Source organism: Plantactinospora sp. BC1 (genome assembly GCF_003030345.1).
Taxonomy (GTDB): domain Bacteria; phylum Actinomycetota; class Actinomycetes; order Mycobacteriales; family Micromonosporaceae; genus Plantactinospora.
In genome coordinates, this window is the sequence record NZ_CP028158.1 from 1,874,905 (window position 1) to 1,899,053 (window position 24,149).

At 73.5% G+C, this 24,149-nt stretch carries 19 protein-coding genes and 2 pseudogenes; 6 read left to right on the forward strand and 15 right to left on the reverse strand.

All coding sequences use genetic code 11. The features are described 5' to 3' along the window. Nucleotides 1–13 precede the first annotated feature (13 nt). Both C6361_RS07980 and C6361_RS36900 read right to left on the reverse strand, forming a co-directional pair. On the reverse strand, nucleotides 14–511 hold the full coding sequence (locus tag C6361_RS07980; RefSeq protein ID WP_107267312.1) for a GNAT family N-acetyltransferase: 498 nt from the start codon (nucleotides 509–511) through the stop codon (nucleotides 14–16). Between the two features lie 52 nt (nucleotides 512–563). After that, nucleotides 564–1,154, reverse strand: a complete 591-nt coding sequence (locus C6361_RS36900) for a MauE/DoxX family redox-associated membrane protein (RefSeq protein WP_159079235.1) — start codon at nucleotides 1,152–1,154, stop codon at nucleotides 564–566. A gap of 51 nt (nucleotides 1,155–1,205) precedes the next feature. Between C6361_RS36900 and C6361_RS07990 the strand changes: the two genes are divergently transcribed. Next, the gene (locus C6361_RS07990) at nucleotides 1,206–1,658 is read left to right on the forward strand and encodes a S26 family signal peptidase (protein WP_234359395.1); all 453 of its coding nucleotides are present in this window, start codon (nucleotides 1,206–1,208) and stop codon (nucleotides 1,656–1,658) included. Here the strand turns inward: C6361_RS07990 and C6361_RS07995 are convergent. Both C6361_RS07995 and C6361_RS36905 read right to left on the reverse strand, forming a co-directional pair. Continuing rightward, nucleotides 1,611–2,201, reverse strand: coding sequence for a peroxiredoxin (locus C6361_RS07995; protein WP_159079236.1), 591 nt, complete (start codon nucleotides 2,199–2,201; stop codon nucleotides 1,611–1,613). The genes C6361_RS07990 and C6361_RS07995 overlap by 48 nt on opposite strands. 79 nt (nucleotides 2,202–2,280) lie before the next feature. Then, entirely contained in the window at nucleotides 2,281–2,466 is a 186-nt protein-coding gene (locus C6361_RS36905; protein WP_159079237.1) for a hypothetical protein, read from the reverse strand. 98 nt (nucleotides 2,467–2,564) lie between these two features. Here C6361_RS36905 and C6361_RS08000 point away from each other — a divergent pair, with 98 nt between their 5' ends. Then, the gene (locus C6361_RS08000; protein ID WP_107267315.1) at nucleotides 2,565–5,573 is read left to right on the forward strand and encodes a BTAD domain-containing putative transcriptional regulator; all 3,009 of its coding nucleotides are present in this window, start codon (nucleotides 2,565–2,567) and stop codon (nucleotides 5,571–5,573) included. Here C6361_RS08000 and C6361_RS08005 read toward each other — a convergent pair. From C6361_RS08005 to C6361_RS08040, 9 genes and pseudogenes are all read right to left on the reverse strand, one after another. Continuing rightward, the gene (locus tag C6361_RS08005) at nucleotides 5,516–7,372 is read right to left on the reverse strand and encodes an ABC transporter ATP-binding protein (RefSeq protein WP_107267316.1); all 1,857 of its coding nucleotides are present in this window, start codon (nucleotides 7,370–7,372) and stop codon (nucleotides 5,516–5,518) included. The genes C6361_RS08000 and C6361_RS08005 overlap by 58 nt on opposite strands. Before the next feature lie 118 nt (nucleotides 7,373–7,490). After that, nucleotides 7,491–10,409 (reverse strand): DUF5682 family protein, encoded by a 2,919-nt coding sequence (locus C6361_RS08010; RefSeq protein WP_107267317.1) that lies wholly within the window; start codon nucleotides 10,407–10,409, stop codon nucleotides 7,491–7,493. Further along, entirely contained in the window at nucleotides 10,406–11,518 is a 1,113-nt protein-coding gene (locus tag C6361_RS08015) for an AAA family ATPase (protein ID WP_107256803.1), read from the reverse strand. Before C6361_RS08015 ends, C6361_RS08010 begins: the two co-directional genes overlap by 4 nt. A gap of 12 nt (nucleotides 11,519–11,530) precedes the next feature. After that, a pseudogene (locus tag C6361_RS08020) lies at nucleotides 11,531–12,634 on the reverse strand (VWA domain-containing protein); the annotation flags it as partial. Between the two features lie 120 nt (nucleotides 12,635–12,754). Continuing rightward, nucleotides 12,755–13,063 (reverse strand): annotated as a pseudogene (locus tag C6361_RS39165) (hypothetical protein); the annotation flags it as partial. Next, nucleotides 13,060–14,475: a hypothetical protein gene (locus C6361_RS08025; RefSeq protein WP_107267319.1), complete on the reverse strand. Its 1,416-nt coding sequence runs from the start codon at nucleotides 14,473–14,475 to the stop codon at nucleotides 13,060–13,062. The gene C6361_RS08025 and the pseudogene C6361_RS39165, both read right to left, overlap by 4 nt. Beyond that, a complete protein-coding gene (locus C6361_RS08030) occupies nucleotides 14,475–14,978 on the reverse strand; it encodes a hypothetical protein (RefSeq protein WP_107267320.1) in 504 nt (167 codons plus the stop codon). Before C6361_RS08030 ends, C6361_RS08025 begins: the two co-directional genes overlap by 1 nt. A 255-nt stretch (nucleotides 14,979–15,233) precedes the next feature. Then, the gene (locus C6361_RS08035) at nucleotides 15,234–16,073 is read right to left on the reverse strand and encodes an ABC transporter permease (protein WP_107267321.1); all 840 of its coding nucleotides are present in this window, start codon (nucleotides 16,071–16,073) and stop codon (nucleotides 15,234–15,236) included. Further along, nucleotides 16,070–17,083 (reverse strand): ATP-binding cassette domain-containing protein, encoded by a 1,014-nt coding sequence (locus C6361_RS08040; protein WP_107267322.1) that lies wholly within the window; start codon nucleotides 17,081–17,083, stop codon nucleotides 16,070–16,072. The genes C6361_RS08035 and C6361_RS08040 overlap by 4 nt, the downstream gene beginning before the upstream one ends. Before the next feature lie 98 nt (nucleotides 17,084–17,181). Here C6361_RS08040 and C6361_RS08045 point away from each other — a divergent pair, with 98 nt between their 5' ends. Then, a complete protein-coding gene (locus C6361_RS08045) occupies nucleotides 17,182–18,165 on the forward strand; it encodes a YafY family protein (RefSeq protein ID WP_107267323.1) in 984 nt (327 codons plus the stop codon). 6 nt (nucleotides 18,166–18,171) lie between these two features. Here C6361_RS08045 and C6361_RS08050 read toward each other — a convergent pair whose 3' ends face one another. Continuing rightward, the gene (locus C6361_RS08050; RefSeq protein WP_107267324.1) at nucleotides 18,172–19,221 is read right to left on the reverse strand and encodes a trans-acting enoyl reductase family protein; all 1,050 of its coding nucleotides are present in this window, start codon (nucleotides 19,219–19,221) and stop codon (nucleotides 18,172–18,174) included. 139 nt (nucleotides 19,222–19,360) lie between these two features. Here C6361_RS08050 and C6361_RS08055 point away from each other — a divergent pair, with 139 nt between their 5' ends. Beyond that, nucleotides 19,361–20,425, forward strand: a complete 1,065-nt coding sequence (locus tag C6361_RS08055; RefSeq protein WP_107267325.1) for an AraC family transcriptional regulator — start codon at nucleotides 19,361–19,363, stop codon at nucleotides 20,423–20,425. Nucleotides 20,426–20,541: 116 nt separating this feature from the next. On the opposite strand, the gene C6361_RS08060 is transcribed toward C6361_RS08055, so the two are convergent. Continuing rightward, entirely contained in the window at nucleotides 20,542–21,147 is a 606-nt protein-coding gene (locus C6361_RS08060; protein WP_107267326.1) for a hypothetical protein, read from the reverse strand. A gap of 151 nt (nucleotides 21,148–21,298) precedes the next feature. Here C6361_RS08060 and C6361_RS08065 point away from each other — a divergent pair, with 151 nt between their 5' ends. Next, a complete protein-coding gene (locus tag C6361_RS08065; RefSeq protein WP_107267327.1) occupies nucleotides 21,299–21,883 on the forward strand; it encodes a (2Fe-2S)-binding protein in 585 nt (194 codons plus the stop codon). Further along, nucleotides 21,880–24,084, forward strand: a complete 2,205-nt coding sequence (locus tag C6361_RS08070) for a molybdopterin cofactor-binding domain-containing protein (protein WP_234359396.1) — start codon at nucleotides 21,880–21,882, stop codon at nucleotides 24,082–24,084. The genes C6361_RS08065 and C6361_RS08070 overlap by 4 nt, the downstream gene beginning before the upstream one ends. Nucleotides 24,085–24,149: the final 65 nt, after the last annotated feature.

The following is a 24,149-nucleotide window of genomic DNA, read 5'->3' on the forward strand; positions in this document are numbered from 1 at the left end:
CGTCGGCGTCGGCTCAGCCGCGTTCGCCCTCTTCGGTCCGGAAGGTGCGGAAGCCTCGGCGGTGATAGTTGGGCAGGGCGTGCGGGTGGTCCACCGACGAGGTGTGCAACCAGATCCGCCGTACGGTGGGAGTCAGTTCCCAGGCCCGCTGGACCCCGAGCGTCAACGCGTACCCGCCCAGGCGCCGGCCGACGAACCTCGGCACCAGCCCGAAGGTCTCGATCTCCACCTCGTCGCCGGGATGGAGATCGTAGGCAACCAGTCCCGCCGGCTCACCGGCGAAAGAGAGCAGCCAGAACACCCGGTCCGGGTAGCGGGTGAACCAGGCGCGCCATTCCTCCCCGGTTCGGGTCGCGCACGGCCAGCCGTGCGGAGCGCCGATCTCGACCTGCAACTCGACGACCAACGGCGAGTCCCGGTCCAACGGCTCCAGCGCCAGCCCGGGCACCGGGTCGGCCGGGACGAACTGGTCGCGGGCCGTCAGCTCCAGGTACGTCACGATCTCCCTCACCCGCCGAAGACTACGGGCGGCCCCGAGGCGACCTCGTTCCGAGCCCGGCCGCTCAGCCGACCGAACGGCCGCCCCGGACGGCGGTACCGCGACGGGCCGCTCCCCCGGCCGGGGTGCCGGGCAGGAAGAGCGCGACGATGTCGTCGAGGCGGACGACGACGAGCGCCCCCACCACGGCCAGCGGTACGGCGAGCACGACCGTGCCGACCGTCATCCCGGTACCACCGAGCGAGACGTACCCGCCGATCCCGGCGACCACGGTCAGCACGACGTTGCGGGCGAGGTGCTGCCGGCCGAACGGGGCCGCGGCGGCTTCCCCGAAGCACCGGCAGGAGACCCGGGTACCACGGCGGAGCACCGCCGCGACCGCCACCGTGAACGCCGCCAACAGGGCCGCCGCCAGCGCGAACCCGACCGTGGTCACCTCGGCGACGGGCAGCGGTACCAGCAGCAGCGGCACCACCGCCTCGGCCGCCGTCACCGCCACCGCCAGCGGGACGACCACCCGGGACGGCAGCAGCGCCATCGCCCGCAACGAGTCGGCGAAGGCCCGGAACGCCGCCCGCCCCCGCACCTTGCTGCCGGCCGAGGCCAGGAAGACCAGTACGAGCAGCCACCGGCTGAACTCCGACACGTACGACACGCTCTCCCGCCTCCTGTCAACGCCCGCCCCACGAGGGGCTACCGTGGCGCGGTGCCTGGACCCACTCTGCTGATCGTCGCCGGCTCGTTCGTGACGCTCGGGATCGCCGTCCTGGTTGCCCGCGCCCTGCTCCAGGTCGTCGGGGTCAACGGCGACAGCATGACCCCGACGTACCGGGACGGCGATCAGCTCCTCGTGCTCCGGCGGGGATTCCGGCGGCGACTGCGGGTCGGCGCCGTCGTCGTCTGCCTGCCGCCGCCCGGCATCAGGATCACCTCGGGCGACGTCGACGCCGCCACACAGTTGATGGTCAAGCGGGTGGCGGCGCTGCCGGAGGGACAGGTCTACGTCCTCGGCGACGCACCGCGACACAGCCTCGACTCCCGCGCCTTCGGCGCACTCGCACCGGAACTGGTGCGGGGCGTGGTCGTCCGACGGCTGCGGGCCGCCGTGGAATCAGCGCCCGGCGGGCACGACGTCGCGCCCCGGGGCGAGCTCGGCTAGCTGTGCGGCGCTGTTGCTGACCCCGGCCACCCGCCCGTCGGTGCCGACCAGATAGAACGCGGGGAAGGCGGCGACCTGGAAGGCCGACTGGAGCGCCCCGTCGAGCGGCTCGTGGACGACCGCCGCCCGGGTGTCGGAGACGCCCAGCGCCGCCACCAGCTCGGCGCGCTCGCGCTCCTCCCGGTCCGGCTGCTCCGGGTGCAGCCTGGTGAGCACGACGAGCACCGCCGTCGGCGTCTCCAGCGCCTCGGCGAGCGCCGACCGTACCGAGGGGAGCTGCTCCTGGCATCCCGAACAGTCGGGGGCGAGGAACGCCACCAGGGCGCCGGCCGCGTGCAGCGAGGCGAGGGAGACGACCTCGCCGCCGGCGGTCGACGCGGTGAAATCCGGCACCCGCGCGCCGACCGTGAGGGTCACCGGCGGGCGGACGGCGGCCAACTCCTGCGTGTGCTCGCGCAGCTTCCTGACGACGCCGAAGGTGAGCAGCAGGTTCAACAGCGTGAGTGTGGTGAGGACGACGAGTACGGCGACGACGACGGTCACGGGTTCGCTCCTGACGGGAATGGGCACGAGCGCGTCGCGGCCGGGGGTGTCCGGCCGCGACGCTCTCACGGGCGGTACTTCAGCACTCGGTACCCCACCAGCACTGGCACTGGCTGTTACAGGTGCGCCACTTGAACCGGGTGTTGGTGAACCGGCAGCACATCGGGGTGTTGGTGCAGGACGGCTGGCAGACCGCCGAGGCGGTGGTCTTGGGCAGCATCAGCGCCAAGAACCGGTCCGCCAGGGTGCCGACGTGACGGGTCATCGCGTACCTCCAATCTGGATCTCTAGACTGATCGCGGACGGTAGCCGGCCGTGGTACACGGCGACCTACAACATCGATACAAAACTGGTAGAGGTGCCTTGAGCCTGCGATTCCAGCTACTCGGCCCACTCCGGATCACCGCCGCCCGTCGGGCCGTGCCGGTCGGCCCGCAGAAACAGCGGGCGATGCTGGCCATCCTGCTGCTCTCGGCCAACGAGCGGGTCTCGCTGGACCGTCTCGTCGGCGAGCTGTGGGACCAGCCGCCCCGCTCGGCGGTGGCGAACCTGCGCACCTACGCCAGCGGGCTGCGCCGGTTGCTGTCCGAACTGGAGGGCGGAGCCGCCGACGACGACCGGCTGGTCGCCGGTGCCGCCGGATACCGGCTGCGGGTCGACCCGGAGGAGCTGGACCTGCACCGCTTCCAGAGCGCGGTCGAGCTGGGCCGGGCGGCACTGGATCGCGGCGACCCCGCCACCGCCACCGCACAATTCCGGGCCGCGCTGGAGCTGTGGCGGGGCCGGCCGGCCGAGGACGTACGCCCGGGGCCGGAACTGGCCGCCCGGATCACCCTGCTGGAGGAGCAACACCTGTCGCTGGTCGAGGACCTGATCCAGGTACGCCTCGCGCGCGGCGAGCACGCCTCGGTCACCGGCGAGCTGCGGCTGCTGATCACCGCCAACCCGTACCGGGAGCGGCTGCGTCACCAGCTCATGCTGGCGCTGTACCGCTCCGGCGACGCCCCGGCGGCACTGGCCGCGTACGCGCAGACCCGGGCGGTCTTCGCCGACCAGCTCGGCCTCGAACCCGGCACGGAGCTGTCCCGGCTGCACCAGGCCATCCTGCGCCGGGCCCCGGAGCTGTCCACATCGGACGCGAGCGCCGAGCCCGTCGACCCGCCGCCGGCCGCCGTGCCCAGCGAGCCACCGGGGCCGCCCCGGCAGTTGCCGCCGGACCCGGCCGCGTTCGTCGGCCGGGTCGACGAGCTGGGTACCATCGCGCGGGCCTGCACCGCCGCGAACGGGACGCGGACCGGTCCGGCGGTGGTGGTGCTGCACGGCCCCGGCGGGATGGGCAAGACCACCCTGGCGGTACGCGCCGCGCACCGGCTCGCGGCCCACTACCCCGACGGACAGCTCTACCTCGACCTACAGGGCGGGACCTGCGGCATGCCCGGTCTCGACCCGCTGTCCGCGCTCGGTCAGCTGCTGCGCGCACTCGGCGTGCCGGCCAGGGACGTACCGCTCGACCTGGGCGAGGCGGCCGCGCGGTTCCGGTCCGAGACCGCCGCCCGGCGGTTGCTGATCCTCCTCGACGGCGCGACCGGGGCGGCGCAGATCAGATCCCTGCTCCCGGCCGGTCGGGACTGCGCGGTCCTGGTCACCAGCCGCCGGCCGGCGAGCACCCTCGACGCGCTCCGGCTCCGGCTGGACCGACTCAGCGACGCCGAGGCGCGGCAGCTCCTCGACACTCTCTGCGGGGACGGCCGGGTGGCGGTCGACCCGGACGCGACCGAGCAACTCGTGACGCTCTGCGACGGGCACCCGCTGGCGCTGCGCATCGCCGGTGCCCGACTCGCGGCCCGCCCCGACTGGTCCGTCTCGGTACTCGCCGGCCGGCTGGACGACGAGCGGGAACGCCTCGACGAACTCCGTGCGGAGGACCTCGCCATCCGGTCCAGCTTCTGGCACACCTACCGCCAGCTGCTCGACAGCGCCGATCCGGACGACCGTACGGCGGCGGCCGCCTTCCGGTCGCTGTCGCTGCTGCGGGTGCCGGAGCTGCCGCTGCCGCTCGCGGCGGTCACCATCGGGGTCCCGCAACGGCGCGCCCTGACCCTGCTGGACCGGCTCACCGAGACGCACCTGCTGGACGCGATCGGGCCGGCCCGGTTCCGCTTCCACGACCTGCTCCGGCTCTTCGGCGCGGAGCTGGCCGAGGAGGTGGATCCGACCGCCGAGCGCGAACGCGCGGTCCGGCGCGGGCTCACCGCGTATCTGACCACGGTGCTGCGCGCGGGCCAGCTGCTGCGCCCGCAGCGGGTGGCCGAGCTGGCCGCCGGGCCCACCGTCGCCGAACTGGGCACCATCGACGACGCCGTGCGCTGGGTCGACGGCGAACTGGCCGGAATCATCGCGGCGGCGCGCCAGGCGTGCGACGCGGCACCGCAGCTGAGCCGGCTCTGCGTGGAGGCGATTCCGTCGGTGGCCGTCTGGTTGCAGAAGCACAACCGGTGGGCGGAGGCCGACGCGCTGGTCGGCGTCTGTGAGCAGGCGGCGACCCTGACCCGGGACGACGCCGCCCGGGCCACCGTGCTGCCGCTGCGCGCGACGCTGCACTGGCGTACCGGATCCCCGGAGGCGGCGCGCGGCGCGCTGAAATCGGCGCTCGGGCTGTGGCGCCGGCTGGGTGATCGCGAGGGTGAGGGGCGGGCGCTCCAGAACCTCGGCTGGTTCCACCACCGGACAGGATCGCCCCGCCGGGCGGCGGAACTCGTCCGGGCGGCCGTCGGGCTGCTCGCCGAGGCGAAACCGGTGTGGCTCGCCATGGCGCTGCACAACCTGGCGGAGATCGAGTTCGAGCTTGGCGACTTCCCGGCCTCCGACGTCCACCTCACCCGCTGCCTGGCGATGCGGCGCGAAGACGACGACGCCGTCGGCGAGGCGATCACCCTGGTCGCGCTCGGCCGCACGCAGAGCCAACTCGGACGGCACCTGGCCGCGTTGACGGCCCTCACCGCCGGCCTGCGGCTGTGCCGGCGGACCGGCAACCGGGAGGACGAGTGGGAGGCGCTGCTCAGCCGCTCGGAGGTGTACCTGCGGATCGGCGACGTGGCGTTGGCCCAGCAGGACGGCGAGGAGGCGCTGACCCTGGCCCGGGAGGCCGGCGACCGGTACGGCGAGGCGGCGGCGCTCCGGCAGCTCGGCCGGATACGCGAGCGCCGTGGCGAGCGGGCGGCGGCCGACGGGTACGCCCGACGCGCCAACCTGATCTTCGCCGACCTGCCCGGCCAGCGGGACGGGGTACTCGAGACGTTCCTGGCCGGGGCGGGTCAGCCGGCCGGTGTCGTCTCCGCCTCCGCCTCCACTTCCGCCTCCGCCGGGGCGTAACCCGACGCCTGCATCCGGAAGAGCGTGGCGTAGGTGCCGTCGACCGCCAACAGCTCCTCGTGCCGGCCCGCCTCGACGACCCGCCCACCCGACAGCACCACGATCAGGTCGGCGTCCCGCAGCGTACCGAGCCGGTGCGAGATCAGCACGGTGGTCCGGCCGGCCCGGTAGTGGGCCAGCCGGAGCTGGATGTCCCGCTCGGCCTCGGCGTCCAGACCGGCACTCGGCTCGTCCAGGATGAGCAGGTCCCGCGCCGGGGGCAGTACGGAGCGGGCGATCGCCACCCGCTGCCACTGCCCGCCGGAGAGCAGTACGCCCGCGTCCGCCGGATCGCCGTCCAGTTCGAAGACCCGGGACAGCATCGTCGCGTACCCCCGGGGCAGCGCCTCGATGGTCTCGTGGATGCCGGCCCGGCGGGCGGCGTCGGCGATCCGGGCGGCGTCCTCGGCACGCACCTGGTCCGGGCCGGCCGGGTCGACGTCGCCGAGCCAGATGTTCTCCGCGGCCGTCAGGTCGTAGGTCATGTAGTCCTGGAACACCGCGCCGATCCGGGCCCGCAGCTCCGCCACCGGCAGCTCGCGCAGGTCGAGACCGTCCCAGAGGATCGCGCCCCGGGTCGGGTCGTAGAACCGGCAGAGCAGCTTGACCAGGGTGCTCTTGCCGGCGCCGTTGTGGCCGACCAGGGCCACCGCCTGGCCGGCCGGGATGAACAGGTGCACGCCGCGCAGCACCCACGGGTGGTCCGGGCCGTAGCGGAACCAGACGTCGCGCAACTCGATGCCCCGCCGCAGCGGGGGGACCGGTCGTGGCCGGGTCGGCTCCGGCAGGTCCGGCGGGCAGGTGACGACCTGCTCGTAGTGGGCGAGCAGCAGCATCGCCTGGTGGATGCCGGCGATGTGGTCGATCAGCGTGCTCAGGCTGCTCTGCACCCCGGCGACGGCGGCGACGAAGACGGCCACGTCGCCCACCGTGAGCCCGCCGGACCGGGCGGTGACGACCGCCCACACCAGGCCGCCGCCGGAGAGCGTCGCGCTCAGGATCGCGAGCAGCGCCTGGACGCGTACCTCCCGGCGTTCGAGGGCCCGGCGGGCGGCACTCGCCGTACCCAGCTCGGCGAGCATCCGCCGCCGGAACAACCCGCCCAGCCGCAGCAGGCGGATCTCCTTGGCCGCGGAGAGGCTGGTCAGCAGGCTGGCGTAGAACATCTCGCGCCGCTCGCCCGGCCCGATCTCCCAGAGCAGGTTCGCCCGTCGCCGGCTCAGCCGGACCTCCGCCACCAGCGCCGGTACGCCGCCCGCCGCCACCAGCAGGGCCATCACCGGGCTGATCACCACGAGGGTGCCGAGAAAGCCGGTCAGCAGCACCGTGCCCTGCACCAGGCCGAGCAGCCCGTCGACGCAGCGGCCGGGCCCGTCCCGCCCGGCCTGCTCGGCGAGCCGGAGCGTGTTCTGGAAGGCCGGCTCCTCCAGCCGGCGCAGCCCGGCGAGGCGGTCGGTGGCGGCGTAGAGCTGGTCCAGCGCGACGATGGCGGACGAGCGGCCGAGGTCCGCCCGCAGGTAGTTCGTCAGGTGCGGCACCAGGGCGAGGCCGATGGAGACGCCCGCCAGCGCGCTCGCCACCCCGAGGATCGGGCCACCGGAGGCGTTCGCGACCCGGTCGAGGACGAGTTTGGTGAGCCAGGCCGCCAGTACCGGCAGCGCGCCCGCGATCGGCGCGAGCAGCACGTACGCCGTCAGGTTGGCCCGCCCGGACCGCCAGACCACCGCGACGGCCCGGGCGGTCCGAGCAATGCTGATCATTGCGCGAGGGTACGGACGCCACCTCCAGGAGCAGCTACAGCGGAGGTACAGGTGCCGGTCGGGCCGGCACCGGGAATGCTGCCGGTCGTTGCCACCACCTTCGGCGAGGCCGCCCGGTTCACCGGGAACCGGCCGTCCCGGCGAGCAGCTCGACGACGGCGGATGCGGTCGCCGGATGCGCGCCCAGCAGCAACGCCGCCCCGCTCGACGGCGACCCGCCCCCGGACGCCCCGGCCGGCTGCCAGCCGGCATCGCAGCCGAGCAGCTCGGCAACGGCGTCGCAGGCGGCCGGATGCTCACGCAGCAACCCGACCGCCGGCCCCGACGACAACACCTCGACACCGGCCGGCACGGCACCCGGCCCGACCGGGGCGGTCGCGTCGGTCGACCACGGCGGCGCCCAGGCGTCGAGCGTGGCGAGGCTTCCCGGGAAGGTCCGACCCGCCTCCCGGACCAGCAGCGGAACGAGTTCCCGACCCTGCTCCCGCAGCGTCGTGATCAGCTTCGGCAGCCAGGGCAGCAGCACCGGGTCGGGCAACCGGGCGAACGCCTCGGAGATCACTTCCACGACGAAGGGGGTCAGCGTCGGCACCGGCTCCAACGCCTGGACGAAACCGCTCAGGTACTGCGGGAACGCCGGCACGACCAGCGGATTGCCCAACAGTTCGGCACAGCGGGACCGGAGCTGCGCCACCGACAGCAGCCCCAGCTGGGACTGGGCGGCCCAGAGCAGCGCCACCTTCGCCGGGGCCTCCGGATGCGACTGCCGCACCGCCAGCTCCAGTTGGGCACGGTCGCAGCCGAGGGACAACGCCAGGCTCTCCATCGAGAAGAGGAAGCCGAGCATCGCCCCGACCTGGCGTACCCCGGTCTCGTCGTCGGTGAACGCGGTCGGCAGCAGGGTGCAGTAGTGCGCGTACCCGGTCGTCACGAAACTCTCGCACCAGGCCGGCAGCTCCGGCTCGGTGTTGCGGTAGTGCGCCAGCAGCCGGCGGATCCGGCGCAGCACCTCGGGCGCGTCGTCCACGGTGCGCTCGGCGGAGAGCAGTTCGACGGCCCGCGCACCGAGTTCGTCGACGAAGCGCCGGCTGGGCAGGAAGAGGATCGCGTCCTCGACCGCCGCCAGCGCGACCGCGGCGGTGGCGTCCGGAGCCCAGACCGAGCGACGCAGCCGCTTCTCCAGCACCTGTTCGACGGTGATGCCCTCGTAGCCCAGCTCGATCACCGCGCGCTGGTGCCGGCCCAGGCCCAGGTCCCAGCTCTCCTGGATGGAGCGCTCACCGAGCCGCCGCTCCCCCATGATCGGCCGGACGACGCCGTCGGGCAGCAGCCGGTGCAGCACCCAGAGCAGGTCCGAGCAGGGCGCCAGCTCTGGACGGGCGGTCAGGTCCAGCAGGGCCCGCTGGATGGTGCGGGTCTCCAGGGCCAGCCCCAGCGGCGCGAGCCGGTCGAAGACGTCCCGGGCCAGCGGCGGCAGCGCGTCGTAGCCGACCTGGCCGATCCGGTCACCGCCGAGCAGGATCTCGCAGAGCCGGCGTACGTCCCGCCGGCCCGGGACGACGTCCTTCTCGATGCAGGTGACCGCCGCGTCGGAGAAGTCGTAGGGCGTCGGTCGGGCCCGGTGGCGGATCCCGGCCAGCAGGATCGAGGTCTCGAATACCGCGATCGCGTCGGCGGTGCTGGCCAGGTAGCCGTTGCGGCGGGCCAGCCGCACGATGTCGACGCACCAGCCGAGCAGCTCCGCCTCGTCGACCTCGTCCAGCACCGGCGGCCGGGAGAGGAAGCCGGAGAGCCGGTCGGTGACCGGTGCCGGTGCCGCCGCTGCCGCGGGCTGCTTCTTCGCCCGGCCCCGCTTGCGGCCCGCCTGCTGCCCCGCAAGCTGGTACGGCGTGACACCGCCCCGACCCACCGCCTTCGCCCAGCCGGCCTGGGCGATCGACACCGACCCGGGGGCGAGGTCGAACTGCCGCTCGATCGCCGAGTGGCTGGACGGGATGAGCCCGTACAGCCAGCGGGTGGCGGTGCGCGGGCTGATCTCCCAGTCGGGGGTGCCGGGCGCGGTGCCGAACTCCTCGACCGGGCTGGCCGCGTGGAAGGCGCCGCAGACGTAGAGGCAGCGGGACCGGTCGACGCCGGTGGCCGCCATGTGCTGACGCATCCGGGTCCACATGTAGCGCTCGCGGTCGGCGTCCCGGTCGTCGGGACCGGAACCGGCCGGTGGACGCAGTCGCCGGATCAGGCTGCCGATCAGGACCATCACCTGCCGGTACGTGTCGTAGTCGGCGTCGGCGAGCGGCTGCTCGACATACTGGTCCCACCACTCCGACCAGTGCCGCACCCTGCCGTGGTGCAGCAGGTACGACCGGAGTTCGGCGAACCGGGGACGCAGGTCGCCCATCCCGATCCCGACCGCCTCCCCGTGCAGCGCCGCCTCCTCCGCCGGCTGCCCGCCGGACCCGTCCGGAGTCGCGTCATCCTCACCGGACTCCGGCCCCGCGTCGGAGGCTGGCTCGGCCGACGCGGTGGGCGTCCACTGGAAGACGTGGTCCGCCGACCGGTCCACCAGAACCAGTTCGACGCCCGGGGTCTCCAGCGCGTACGCGATGGCCTGGTATTCGGCCGACGCCTCGCTGATCGGGGCGACGATGTTGAGCGGCGCCCAGGCCGACGGGAACCCGTCGAGATCGGAGGCGAACGCCTGCAACGCCACCGGCAGCCGGCAGTTGCGCAGCTCCTCCAGCAGCGGTCGCAGGTCCTCGCAGAGTTCCAGGTAGATGACGGCGGGCTGCTTCTCGCGGAGCCGGCGGGCCATCGCCAGCGCGGAGGCGGGCGAGTGGTGGCAGACCGGGAAGATCTCCAGCTCCTCCCCCAGCGCCCGGTCGACGTCGTCGACGATTCCGGTGAGGATCTCGGCCACCGCGCCCGGACCACCGGCGAACGTGGTCGCCGCCGCCTCGAGCTGCGCGCGCAGCGGGGCGAAGGTGCCCGCCGACCGGTCCGGGACGTCGACGCGGGTATCGGAGGGGCCGGCGCTCATGAGAGCGTCGCGATCGCCTCGCGACCGCCTTCGAGGAACTCCGGCCACGACCCGCCGTCGGCCTTGCTGCGCGGCTCGACCACGCCGTGCCAGTACTTGTTCAGGATCGCCAGGTCCTCCGGGGCACGTCGGGCCAGCGAGCCGACCAGCGAGCCGGCCAGCGTGGCGGCCCGCAGGGTACGGTCGCCGAAGAAGTGGCTGTGCAGGATCGCGTCCTCCAGCACACCGATCTGTTCGGCGGTGGAGAGCGCCGACTCCAGCTTCTCGTCGTCGCTGCCGGCCGCGGCCGCCGCCGCCCGCAGGTCCGCGAAGCTCTGCAACAGGATGTCCAGCAGTGTCGGCGGCACGTCCAGTTCGATCCGGTGCCGGCGCAGCAGTTCGGTGGTACGGAACCGGACGATCTCGGCCTCGCTGCGCTTGTTCGTCACCACCGGGATGCGGACGAAGTTGAACCGGCGCTTGAGTGCCGAGGAGAGGTCGTTCACGCCCCGGTCCCGACTGTTCGCGGTGGCGATGATCGAGAAGCCCGGCTGGGCGAAGACGATGTTGTCGTCGTCCAGCTCCGGGATGGAGACGTACTTCTCGGAGAGGATGGAGATCAACGCGTCCTGTACGTCGCTGGTCGACCGGGTCAGCTCCTCGAACCGCCCGATCACCCCCCGCTCCATCGCCGTCATGATCGGTGATGGGATCATCGACTCCCGGGACTGGCCCCGGGCGATCACCATCGAGACGTTCCACGAGTATTTGATGTGGTCCTCGGTGGTGCCGGCGGTGCCCTGCACCACCAGTGTCGAGTTGCGACAGATCGCGGCGGCGAGCAGCTCGGCGAGCCAGCTCTTGCCGGTGCCGGGGTCGCCGATCAGCAGCAGGCCCCGGTCCGACGCCAGGGTCACGATGCTGCGCTCGACGAAACTCCGGTCGCCGAACCACTTCTGCGAGATCTCCCGGTCGAGGCCGTCGGCCCGCTCGGAGCCGAGCACGAAGAGCCGGACCATCCGCGGGCTGAGCCGCCAGGAGAACGGCTTGGGGCCGTCGTCGACCGACTCCAGCCAGTCGAGTTCCTCGGCGTACTTCACCTCGGCGGGGGCACGCAACATGTCGGTCATTCGGTGGGTCTCCTAGCTGAGGAAGTTCTTGAGTTCGAAGACGAGCTTTCGGATGTGCCCGGAGAGGACGGGCGCACCGAGATCCTTGAAGCGCTGCCGGAACCACGGGTTCACGCTCTGCTGGCCGCCGCTGTTGACCGAGCCGACCGGGATCACCCGTACCCCGCTGCGGTGCGCCGCCGCCAGTCCGTCGAAGACGCCCTGCGGATTCGCCTCGTAGTAGTCCGAGATCCACACCAGTACGGTGTTGCGCGGCTCGGCGATCTTCGGGCGTACCAGGGTGAGCGCGGCGGTGCCGTCCGTCCCGCCGCCCAGCTTGGTCCGCAGCAGTACCTCGAAGGGGTCGTGCACCCACGGGGTCAGGTCCAGCGCGCGGGTGTCGTACGCCACCAGGTGCACGTCGACCCGGGGCAGCCCGGCGAAGATCGAGGCCAGGATGGTGCAGTTCACCATCGCGTCGACCATCGACCCGGACTGGTCGACCACCACGATCAACCGGGCCGGGGTGGTCCGCCGGGCGGTCTGCCGGTAGTAGAGCCGGTCGACGTAGAGCCGCTGGTCCTCCGGGTTCCAGTTGGTGAGGTTCTTCCAGATGGTGCGTTCCAGGTCGAGGTTGCGGAACACCCGCTTCGGCGGCACCGAGCGGTCGATGCTGCCGACGCTGGTCTGCTGCACCTGGGTACGCAGCACCTCGGCGACCTCGTCGACGAAGCGCCGGATCAGCGCCTTGGCGTTCGCCAGCGCCACACCCGAAAGGTTGTGCTTGTCCCGCAGCAGTTGCTCGATCAGCGACATGCTCGGGGTCAGCTTGCTGGCCAGCGCGCTGTTGCCGAGCACCTCGCGCAACTGCATCCGGCGCACCAGGTCGCCCTCGATCCCGGCCAGCACCCCGGCCAGCTCGCCGGTGCCGGGCTGGGTCCCGACGCCGGGCCCGCCGGTGGCACCGGGCCGGCCGCTGCGCAGTTGTCCCGGTTGCAGCCCGAGCGCCTGCTCGAACCAGCCGGCGTCGGACTGCCAGCGGGCCAACTGGGTGGCGGTGACGTTGCCCGAACCGGTCGCGAAGACGTTGAGCAGCAACTTCGACACCAGGGCGGCCCGGCGCACCTCGACGCCGCCGACCTGCTCGTCCGAACCACCGTCACCGTCCACCCCGCCGCCGCCGTCCACCGCGCCGTCACCGTCTACCGCGCCGTCGCCGTTCACCGCGCCGTCGCCGTTCACCGCGCCGTCGCCGTTCACCGCGCTGTCACCGCCGTGCGGGCCGGAACCGCCCGTGTGGTCCTCCTCGGCGGGTGGCGGCGTCATCAGGTCCCGCAGGTCGGTGGCGAGCTCCGGGAAGCGCTGCACGATGGTGTCGACCGAGACCGTCGGATCCAGCAGCGCCGCCGGCAGGCCGAGGTCGTCGACGATCGCCACGCTGGCCGACTCCAGTGCGGGCTGCTCGTCCGGGTCGAAAAGCCGGGCCAGCAGGCGCCAGTAGAGCACCTGCCGCCGGTTCTCGTGCATCCGGGCACCGCCGCGCGGATCTCCGCTCTGCTCGCTCATCGCCGCAGCAACCGTCCCGCCCGCTCGCGGAGTACGGCCACCGCGTCGCCGGACTTCGCCTCCGCCTTGACCACCCTGGGATCGGTCGGGCCGAGCGCCCAGTCGCCGGTGTGCGCCTCCGCCGTCGCCCGTTTCGAGCCGTGTCGCACGGCGAGCGGTTGCAGCAGCCAGCGGCCGGCGTCCCAGCGGAGCAGGCCGAGACACGCCGACGACCTGGCGACCAGCTCCGGGGTCAGCGGCGCGCAGCGGGGCAGCCGGAACACGTCGACCGGCAGGGACTGCCCACCGAGTTCCAGGGTGACTCCGCCCCGGTCGTCGGCGGTGGCGGAGTAGCCCTCCAGGAGGACGGGTTCGGCGATGCGTACCGGATGGCGGTCCAGCGGGGCGACCGCCGGGGCGACCGCCTCGGGCAGCCGGAGCCGGGCCGTGGCGAACGGGTCGGCCGGCTCGGCCGGCCGGGCCTGGTCGTCCCGCCAGACCAGGTCGCCGCCGGGCAGCAGCGGCAGGTCGGTGATCTCCACGGCGTGCCGCTTGGCGAGCGCGCCGAGCAGCACCGGGTGGCTGCCGAGCAGTCGCCAGACCGCCGGACCGACGATGGTCTCCACCTTCGCGGCCGAGACGCTCGTCCGGACCAGCCGGGCCGGTGCACCACCGGCCGGCTCGAGTACGGCGTGCACCTGCACCTGGATCGCGGTGCCGTGCTCGTGCACGTCGGCACCGAGCGGCAGCAGCCGACCGGAGACCGGCGTGGCGGCGGCCAGCCCCGCCGGCAGGCCCCCGGGCTGGGCCAGCAGCAGGGCCCGGGCCCACAGGTCGGCCCAGCGCCGGGCCGGCAGCCTGTCCATTGTCGACATCGGACAGCAGCCGCGCAGCTCGGCCGCCAGGCCGTCGAGGAGTACCGCCAGCCGGCGCAGCGCCGGCACGGCCAGCGCCGCGTCGAGGGTCGGCGCCGAGGCGGCGACCAGGTCGTGGTCGACGCCGCGCCAGCCCGCGATGGCCAGCTCGCGCAGCCACGACCGGCAGCCGGCCAGCACGTTCTCCGGCACGGACCCGGCGGTCTCGGCCGGCGCGGGTGCCGTCCAGTCCGCCCGGGCGCGGCCGAGCGCGGTGTCCAGCCGGGCGAGCAGCGCGTCGTGCACCGCGCCGAGCAGTGCGGCACGTCCGCCGGCCAGCGCGGTCAGGTGCTCGTCGGCGAGGGAGCCCGCGACCACCTTCTCCACCGCTTCCCGGACCCGTTCGCCCAGTGGCGTCACCGCGAGGGTGTCGGCCAGCGCGGCCAGCGCCGCCCGGGGCTGCTCACCCAGCCGGGCGAAACCGTGGCTGAAACCGTCGTCGAAGCCGCCGACCAGGTCGAGCGTCTCCTCGATCCCGGGCTCGACGGTGGCGAGCCCGGACAGTTGGGTGGCGAGCATCAGCCGACCGTCCCCGTCGCCGGAAACCAGTGCAGTTCGGGCAGCGGCTCGGTGCTGCCGGGGACCTCCAGATAGGACAGGTGCCGGAGGAAGCGGCTGAAGACCACCGCCGCCGGTGTCGGCTGGTGAGCGCCGTTCAGCCGGGCCGCCAGGTCGGCACCGGAGGAGGCCTCGTCGGCCACGTCGATCCGCAGATAGCGGGCGACCCGCTCGACGCCGTACTGCACGGTCGCCTCGTCCAGCAGCGCGTGCAGGTGCTTGCAGGGCGCACCACGCAACCCGCCGCACGGGCGGTTGTTGTTGGTGCTGCAGTTGAAGGCGTGGCTGCCGGCGGCGATCGACGAGACGTAGACCCGCTCGATGTCCGAACCGCTCGACACGACACCCTGCAACCGACCGTCCGCCAACTCGACGAAGGGGACCTTCGCCAGCTTGCGGGGCTGCACCGCCGGCAGCACCCGGACGACACTGCGCCGCTCCCACCCGTCCTCGATCGTTCCCACGACCCCCGCCCTTCTCGTTCGATGCCCCGAGAAGATAGACCGGCGCGGCGACATTTTCCGCCACGCCCGGACGGGCCCCTGGACAACGGCGCGGCGACCCTCCAGACGGGCGTCCGGCGGTGGCGGTACGCCCTCTCGGCAGCGGTGGCCTCCGCCGGGGCGGTGCGGCGCGCGACCGCCGTACCACCCCGACGGGCCACCGCTCAGCCGCCCCGACGGGCCATTACGTTCAGCCGCCCCGGCGGGCCATCGTGTTCAGCCGGCGCTGCGGGCCATCGCGCGTACCCCGACGGTCAGGCCGACGGCGGCGGTGACCAGCGCCGCGACCCAGCCCCAGAGCACGGTCGACGAGCCGATCTCACCGGCGAAGAGCGCGCGCTCGGCGTCGACGAGATAGGCCAACGGGTTGAACTGCGCGGCGACCCGCATCCAGCCCGGACCGGTCTCCAACGGCAGCAGGATCCCGGAGAGCAGCATCAGCGGGAAGATCAGGGTCTGCTGCACGGCCCAGAACATCCAGTCCTGCTTGCGTACGGCGATCGCGAGCGAGTAGCTCAGCGCACCGAGCCCGACGCCGAAGACCGCGAGCAGGGCCAACCCGACCAGCGCGCCGACCGGATAGAGCCGGAAGCCGAACGGGATCATCACCGCGACGATGATCGCCGCCTGCCCGGCCAGCGGCACCATCTCCTTGAGCGCCCGGCCGACCAGCAGCGAGGGGCGGGACAGTGGGGTGACCAGCATCCGTTCGTGCGCACCGGTCTGGAACTCGAAGAGCAGGTTGGCTCCGGTGGCCGAGGTGCCGAAGAGGGCGGTCATCACCAGGATGGCCGGTACGAACCACTGCCAGACGCCACCGGCGCCGAGGGTCGTACCGGCCTGGCCGCCGAGCGAGCCGACCAGCAGCGGCCCGAACAGGCCGAGGAAGACCAGCGGCTGCACCATGCCGAAGATGAGCGAGAACGGGTCGTGCCGCAGCGGGCGCAGTTCCCGGGCCAGCACGATGCCGGTGTCCCGGAGCAGGCCGAGCGGACCCGTCCGGCGTTCCGCCGGAACCAGGGTCGACGAGGTGGCGGTGGCACCGATGGCGGTCATGCGAGGTCCTTCCGGGTCTGCTGGTCCCGCGGGCTCTCCTGCGCGGTCGGGGTGTCGTGCCCGGCCTCGCGCAGGCTGCGGCCGGTGAGGGTGAGGAACACGTCGTCGAGGGTGGGTTGGTGCGCCTGGGCGGTGCCGACCCGTACTCCGGCGGAGACCGCGGCCCGGAGCAGTTCGGGCAGCGCCGCCGGCCCGTCGGCGACGTGCGCCTCGACCCGGGACCCGGCACAGACGACGTCCCGGGCGCCGGGCAGCCGGTCGACGAGCCGGGCCAGCGGCCGGGCGTCGTCCCCGGCGACGGTGACCACGATCCGGTCCCCGGCGAGCTTCGCCTTCAGCGCCGCCGCCGAGTCGTCGGCGATGATCTCGCCGTGGTCGACGATGACGACCCGCTCGGCCATCGAGTCCGCCTCGTCGAGGTAGTGCGTGCTGAGCACCACCGTCATCGCGGCCTCGGCGCGCATCCGCAGGATGTGCTCCCAGAGGTTCGCCCGGTTCTGCGGGTCCAGCCCGGTCGAGGGCTCGTCGAGGAAGAGCAGGGACGGCGCGTGCACCAGGCCCATCGCCACGTCCAGCCGGCGACGCTGCCCGCCGGAGAGGGCCGAGACCTTCCGGTCGGCGAGGTCGCCGAGGTCGAGGTCGGCCAGCAGGTCGTCGGCCCGCCGCCGGGCGGCACGCCGGTCCAGGCCGTAGATCGCGCCCTGGGTACGCAACTCGTCGCGGACCCGCTGGCTGTGCCCGGCCCCGTTGCCCTGGCCGACGTACCCGATGTGCCGGCGGACCTTGCCCGGTTCGCGTACCACGTCGTGGCCGGCGACGGTGGCGGTGCCGGAGGTCGGGGCGATCAGTGTGGTGAGCATCCGCATCGTGGTCGTCTTGCCGGCGCCGTTCGGGCCGAGCAGCGCGACCAGTTCACCGGGTTCGATCCGCAGGTTGACGCCCCGGACGGCGTGCACGGTCTGGGTGCTGCTCACGACGAAGTCCCGGGTCAGCGAGCGGGCGTCGATCATGGGCTGCCCCCCGGTCGGAGGATCGGTTCTGTCATGTCCGGAACGCTAGGCGGCATAGCGGCCACTTTCTGGCCTGAATGTCGGGCAGACTTGCCGGCATGGCGAACACCAGCTCCCGGACCCTCCGCCTGCTCTCCCTCCTGCAGACCCACCGCTACTGGCCCGGCACCGAACTCGCCGACCGGCTCGGCGTCTCGGTCCGCACCCTCCGCCGGGACGTCGACCGGCTGCGCGAACTCGGCTATCCGGTCGACGCCCACCGTGGCGTCGACGGCGGCTACCAGCTCGCCCCGGGCGCCGCCCTGCCGCCACTGGTGGTCGACGACGAGGAGGCCGTCGCGCTCGCCGTCGGATTGCAGGCCGCCGCGCACGGTGCGGTCGCCGGCATCCAGGAGTCGTCGATCAGAGCCTTCACCAAGGTCGTACAGGTGATGCCGGCCCGGCTGCGGCGGCGGGTCGACGCGCTGCGCGCGATGACCGTACCGGCCCTCTGGGGCGACGGCGGGCCGACCGTCGAGGCGGCGGTCCTCACCACCGTCGCCCAGGCGTGCCGGGACACCGAACGGCTGCACTTCGGCTACACCGCCCGGGACGGGCAGCGGACCGAACGGCACGTCGAGCCGTACCGGATGGTCTCGCTCGGCCGGCGGTGGTATCTGGTCGGCTACGACCTGACCCGGCACGACTGGCGCAGCTTCCGGCTCGACCGCCTGCACGACCCGCGCGGCACAGGAGCCCGGTTCCACCCCCGGCAACTCCCCGCCGAGGACGCCGCCGCGTTCGTCCGGGCCGGCATCGAGAACCTGCCCGCGCCCTACCGGGTCGAGGTGCTGGTCCGCGCGCCGCTGGCCGTCGTCGAGGAGCGGCTGTCCCGCTGGGCCACGATCGAGTACGTCGACGAGCGGCACTGCCGGATGGTGATGACCACCGACACCCTGGACTGGCCCGTGATGGCGCTCGGCTCGCTCGGCGCGGAGTTCGAGGTGCTCTCCCCGCCCGAGCTGACCGAGCAGCTCCGGGAGTGGAGCGAGCGGTTCCGGCGGGCGACCGCGACCGGCCAGGCGGCCAACGGCGAAGACTGATCCGGCTCACCCGTCGGCACCGCCGATACGCCAACCGATGCCGTGCGGGGCGAGGCAGGCGAGGAAGTCCCGGGGGTCGAACGCCTGCGCCGGGGCGAGTACCCCGGGTCGGGCGCCGTCGGCGACGAGGCGGCGGGCGGCTTCGACGGCGATCACCGCCGTACTGCCGTAGGTGTCGCTGCCCCGCACGATCCCCCGGAGCTGGCGCCCGTCGGCACCGACGGCGTCCACCAGGTAGCTGAACCGCTGGCCACGGCGCTCCTCCTCGTCCGGCCCCTCGGGCAGGGCGTCGACGACCTCGGGTGGCAGTGGCGCGCTCAACCCAGCGGTCAACCCTGCCTCGGCGAGGCTCTCGACCCGTCGGACCGGCACATGCCGTGGAATGGTCACCACCTCCGCCAGCGGGAACCGGGTCACCTCGGTCGGCTCCGACGCGCCGGGCAGCGTCACCGAGGTACGCCGGGGCGGCACCCCGGTACGCCAGTCACCGCCCTCGTAGGTGAGCCCGCCCGTCCTGATCACGTCGATCGTCGCCGCGAGCGACCGCAGCGAGCCACGGGACGGTGCACCGCCACCGGCGATGAAGTGACTCACCACCATCTCCTCGACGGGTCGTACGGCCTCGGCGAGCAACCGGGCGAGCAGATCAACGGGCACGCAGGCGTCGTTCGCGGCGGGTACGACGGTGACTCCCGCGCGCCCGGCCGGCGCGGCGAAGGTGTCGAAGACCGTCCGGAGATAGAACTGTTCCCCTGCGGTGTCGACGTACTGGCAGCCGGCGGCGATGGCGGCCCGGATCACCGCGTGCCCGGAGAGGGTGAACGGCCCGGCGCAGTTCAGCACAGCGGCGCAGTCCCGCAGGGCCGCGACGAGTCCCCGATGGTCGTCGGTGGCGGCCACCCGCCGCTCGGCGCCGGCCATTCCCGCCCGGGTGGCCGCCTGGCGCAACCGGGCGTCGTCCCGGCCGACGAGGACCGGCTCCGCGCCCCGTCGGATCAGTTCGGCCAGCACCAGACCAGCCTGGTAGCCACTCGCGCCGTAGACAGCGATCCTCATCTGGACTCCTTGCTCGGTTCGTCCGTGATCGGACGGGTTCCACGTCACGCTATGCCGGGATGGCGAGACGACGAATGCGTGCAACTCTTCCGGGCATACGCGATCGTCTCTGCTGATGGCCGGCGGATACGCTGCCCCGATGGACGTGCTCTCCGACGCCGTCACCGCCGTGCGTACCGGTCGTCCACACTCCGCGCGGGTACGCCGGCCGGCCCCGTTCGGCGAGCGGTTCCCAGCGGTCGACGGAGCCGGCTTCCACGTCGTCGTGCAGGGTTCATGCTGGCTCCGGCCGCCGAACGGTGAGCCGTTGCGCCTCGGCGTCGGGGACGTGGTGTTCCTGCCGCGCGGCGCCGCCCACGCACTGGCCGACAGCCCGTCGACACCACTGGCCGACAGCCCGTCGACACCACTGGCCGACAGGCCGTCGACACCGCTGGCGGCGACCTTCGCCTCGTCGGCCGAGACGTCGCCGGACGGGAACGGAGACACTCTAGGGCAGGCCGGTGGTCGGGGCCCGGAACGGCTCGGCCGGCAGCTGACCGGCGCGACCGGTGCCGAGACGGTTCTGCTCTGTGGCGCATACCTGCTGGACCGATCCCGCACCCATCCGCTGCTGCACGACCTGCCGGAGGTGGTCCACTTGCCGGCCCGGATCGAGCGGCACCCCGGACTGGCCGCCACGGTGGAACTACTCGGCGCCGAACTGCTTCAGCCCCGCCCCGGTGGCGACGCCATGCTCCCCGCGCTGTTGGACGTGCTGCTGTTGCAGATCCTGCGCGCCTGGTTCGCCGAGCGGGCCGACGACGACACCGCGACCGGCTGGGCGGCGGTGCTGCGCGATCCCGCGGTGGCCGCGGCGTTGCGGGCGGTCCACGGCGACCCTGGTCGACAGTGGACGGTCGGCGAACTCGCCGGCCGGGTCGCGCTCTCCCGGGCCGCGTTCGCCCGGCGCTTCAGCAGGCTGGTCGGCCGGCCGCCGCTGGCGTACCTGACCTGGTGGCGGATGACGCTCGCCGCCCGGCTGCTCCGGGACGGGGACGCACCGCTGGCCACGGTGGCCCGGCAGGTGGGCTACGCCTCCGAGTTCGCCTTCGCCCACGCGTTCAAGCGGGAGTACGGGTCGGCTCCGGGGCGATTCCGCCGAGCCGCGCGTACGGAGGACGCAGCGACGGTGCCCCGGGCAGACCGAGCGGAGCCGACTTGATCCGGCTCCCTCCGATGGCACGTCCCGTGATCCCGGAGGGTTCCAGGTCGCCTGCTGCTCCCGCTGACGTTGCCGGCGACACCGATGCCGCCCGGCCGACCGGCGCCGGAGCCTGCTCAGTCGGTCGCCTTCTCGACCCGGGGCCAGAGCCGGACCGCCCGGGTGGCGGCGTCGAGTATCAGCCGGCCGTCGACCTCCATCCGTGACTCGGGAATGCCGTATCCCGGCCACTCGCCGACGAACGTGACCGGTCCGGGCGGGGGCAGCGGCCAGACCCAGTAATGCGCCACGCGTCGCCGGTCGTCCGCCTCGGCGCCGCCGGGTACGAGCAACGGGCCGGCTGGCTCGGCGCCCAGCGGAGGGAAGGCGTCACGGTCCAGGTTGGTGATGCTGCTCCCGTCGGCGAAATGCACACCCACGCGGAGGAATTCGGGCGGCAGGGTCCCACCGGCCCAGTACCCCATCGGATGGATGCCGTGGTGTGCAAGGCCGGGGCGGCGATCCGGCGCCCGGAGCACGGCGGTCACGCTGAACTCGAAGCCGCCGGGGTACGCGAGCAGGCCGGTGATCGCGATCGCGGCGCTGTCGGTGTGTGCCAGCAGGCGATGCTCGGCCACGACGCCCGGAAACACGGCCTCGGGCTTCATCCACGCCGGACGGGGCGGCGCGGCCGGTTCCGGTTGTGGATCCAGCGCGGCGATCGGACGGTCGAAGAAACCCATACCGGCCACCTTCGCACAATCCGATCCGCAGCCGGCGGCCCGGCGGAGGCCGAGTTGACGTCCGCCCCGACGTAGGCGAGGCTGCTGCAACCGATTGTGGATCATCGTCCCGAGGTGTGCGGGACAGCCGAGACGCCGGGAAGCCTGGGACATGGAACAGACATTCGAGTTGACCGTCAACGGCGAACGCCGGAAGGTCGACGCCGACGCCGACAGCTCCCTGCTGCACGTGCTGCGCGAGGTGCTCGGCCTCAAGGGCTCCCGGTTCGGCTGCGGCCAGGGCCTCTGCGGCGCCTGCTTCGTCCTGTTGGACGGCCGACCCGCGCCGTCCTGCGACGCTCCACTCCGGTCGGTCGCCGGCCGGGCGGTCACCACCGTCGAAGGGCTGGCCGACGGCGACGTACCGCATCCGGTGCAGCGGGCGTTCCTCGACGAGCAGGCCGCACAGTGCGGGTACTGCGTCTCGGGGATCCTGGTCAGCGCGGCCGCACTGCTCGCCGCGCAGCCGCGGCCGGACGAGGCGACGGTCGCCGCCGCGCTCGACCGGCACCTGTGCCGCTGCGGTGCCCAGCGGCGGATGATCCGCGCCGTGCTCCGGGCCGGGCAGTCCATGGTCGACGGCTCCGCCGCGAACGGGACCAGCACCAGCCAGGCAGGCAGGGGTGACGCCGGTGGCACCGGGGCGGATCCTGCTGACCGGGGCGACGGGGTGGCGGCAACGGCGGTCGAGCGATGATTGTCGACGGGAACGGCGGCCCAACGGTGAACGCCGACGGTCCGGCGGTCAGCCGCGACCTGCCACCGCTGCCCCGAGGGGTGGTGGCCAATCCACGGCTCGCCCGCTGGATCACCGTGCACCCGGACGGCACCGTCACGGTCCGGGTCGGCAAGGTCGAACTCGGGCAGGGCATCCTCACCGCGCTGGCCCAGATCGCCGCCGACGAACTCGACGTCGACCTCGCCGCCGTCCGGATGGCAGCGGCCAGCACCGCCGAGGGGCCCGACGAGGGACTCACCGCCGGCAGCCTCTCCGTCGCCGACTCCGGCGCCGCGCTCCGCCAGGTATGTGCCGAGGTACGGGCGCTCTTCGTCGCCGAGGCGGTGCTGACCCTGCCCCTCGATCCGCAGACCGTCACGGTCCAGGAGGGTGTGATCACCGGTGCGGCCGGTGCCCGACGCACCTGCTACGGCGAGCTGGCCGACCGGGTCGACCTGGACCGGGAGGCGACCGGGGCGGTCCGGCCGAAGCCGGCGCAGCAGGCCCGCTGGGTGGGCACCAGCGTGCCCCGGCTGGACCTGCCCGACAAGCTCGCCGGCCGGCCACGCTTCATCCAGGACCTCGCACTGCCCGGGCAGCTCTCCGGCCGAGTGGTGCGGCCGCCGTCACCGGCGGCGACCCTGGTCGAGGTCGACACCGCCGCCGCCCGGCGGCTGCCCGGAGTGCAGGCGGTGATCCGGGACGGCGACTTCCTCGGCGTGGTCGCCGAGGGCGAGGCGAACGCCGAACGGGCCGCCTCGGCACTGGCCGACGCGGCGCGCTGGCACGAGGAGCCGACCCTGCCGGACGAGGACGACATCTCCACCTTCCTGCGCGAGGGTCCGGCCGAGTCGATCCCGGTACCCGAGCCCGGTGGCGCCGCCCGGCCGGACGTACCGGCGGGGCAGGCCGGCGGAGCGGTCGTCCGGCGGTTGCGGGCGAGCTACAGCCGGCCGTTCCTGGCCCACGCGTCGATGGCGCCGAGCTGCGCTGCCGCCCGCTGGGCCGAGGACGGTACGGCGGTCGCCGTCTGGAGCCACAGCCAGGGCATCCACGGGCTGGGTCGGGCGATCGGCGCGGCCCTGGGATTCGACGCCGACCGGGTCGACGTGCGACACGTCGAGAGCGCCGGCAGCTACGGGCACAACGGCGCGGACGATGCCGCCTTCGACGCCGTACTGCTCGCCCGGGCGGTTCCCGGCCGGCCCGTGCACGTGCGGTGGAGCCGCCGAGACGAGCTGACCTGGGCACCGTTCGGCTCGGCGATGGTGGCCGAGGTCCAGGCCGGTGTCGGCACCGACGGTACGGTGCTGACCTGGAGCTACGACGTGTGGAGTCAGGGGCACACGGCCCGGCCCGGTTACGCCGGCAGCCCCGGTCTGCTCGCCGCCACGCACCGGGACCGGTCCCGCCCGACGCCACCGGCGGCCGATCCACCGGCCTGGGGCGGTGGCGGGACGACCCGCAACGCCTGGCCGATCTACACCTTCCCGGAGCGCCGGATCCACGGCCACCGGGCGCTGCGGACCGCACTGCGCTCCTCGTCGCTGCGCTCGCTCGGCGCGTTCACCAACGTCTTCGCCATCGAGTCCTTCATGGACGAACTGGCCCTGGCCGCCGGTACGGACCCGGTGGCGTACCGGCTGGCCCAGCTCGCCGACCCCCGGGCCCGGGAGGTGCTCTCGACCGCCGCCGAACTCGGCGGCTGGCAGCGACGCGGCACCGAGGAGAGCGTCGGCTACGGCATCGGCTTCGCCCGCTACAAGGACCGGGGTGCGTACTGCGCGGTGCTGGCGGAGGTGGAGACCCTGCACGAGGTACGGGTACGCCGGCTGACGCTGGTCGTGGACGTGGGTCGGGTGGTCAACCCGGACGGGGTCCGCAACCAGATCGAGGGCGGTGCCGTCCAGGCGACCAGTTGGACGCTGAAGGAACGGGTCCGGTTCGACCGCTGGCGGGTCACCAGCGCGGACTGGGAGAGCTATCCGATCCTGCGGTTCGGTGAGGTGCCGCAGGTCGACGTACACCTGGTGGATCGCCCGTCGGAGCCGTCGGTCGGCGCGGGCGAGGCGGCCCAGGGTCCGACGGCGGCCGCCATCGCCAACGCGGTCGCGGACGCGCTCTCGGTCCGGGTACGCGACCTGCCGATCACCGCCGACCGCATCGTCGCCGCCCTCTAGCCAGCGAACCGTCGGCCGCTCCGTGGTGGCGAGCACTGCGTGGGCAAGGGCTTTCCTGACCGGGC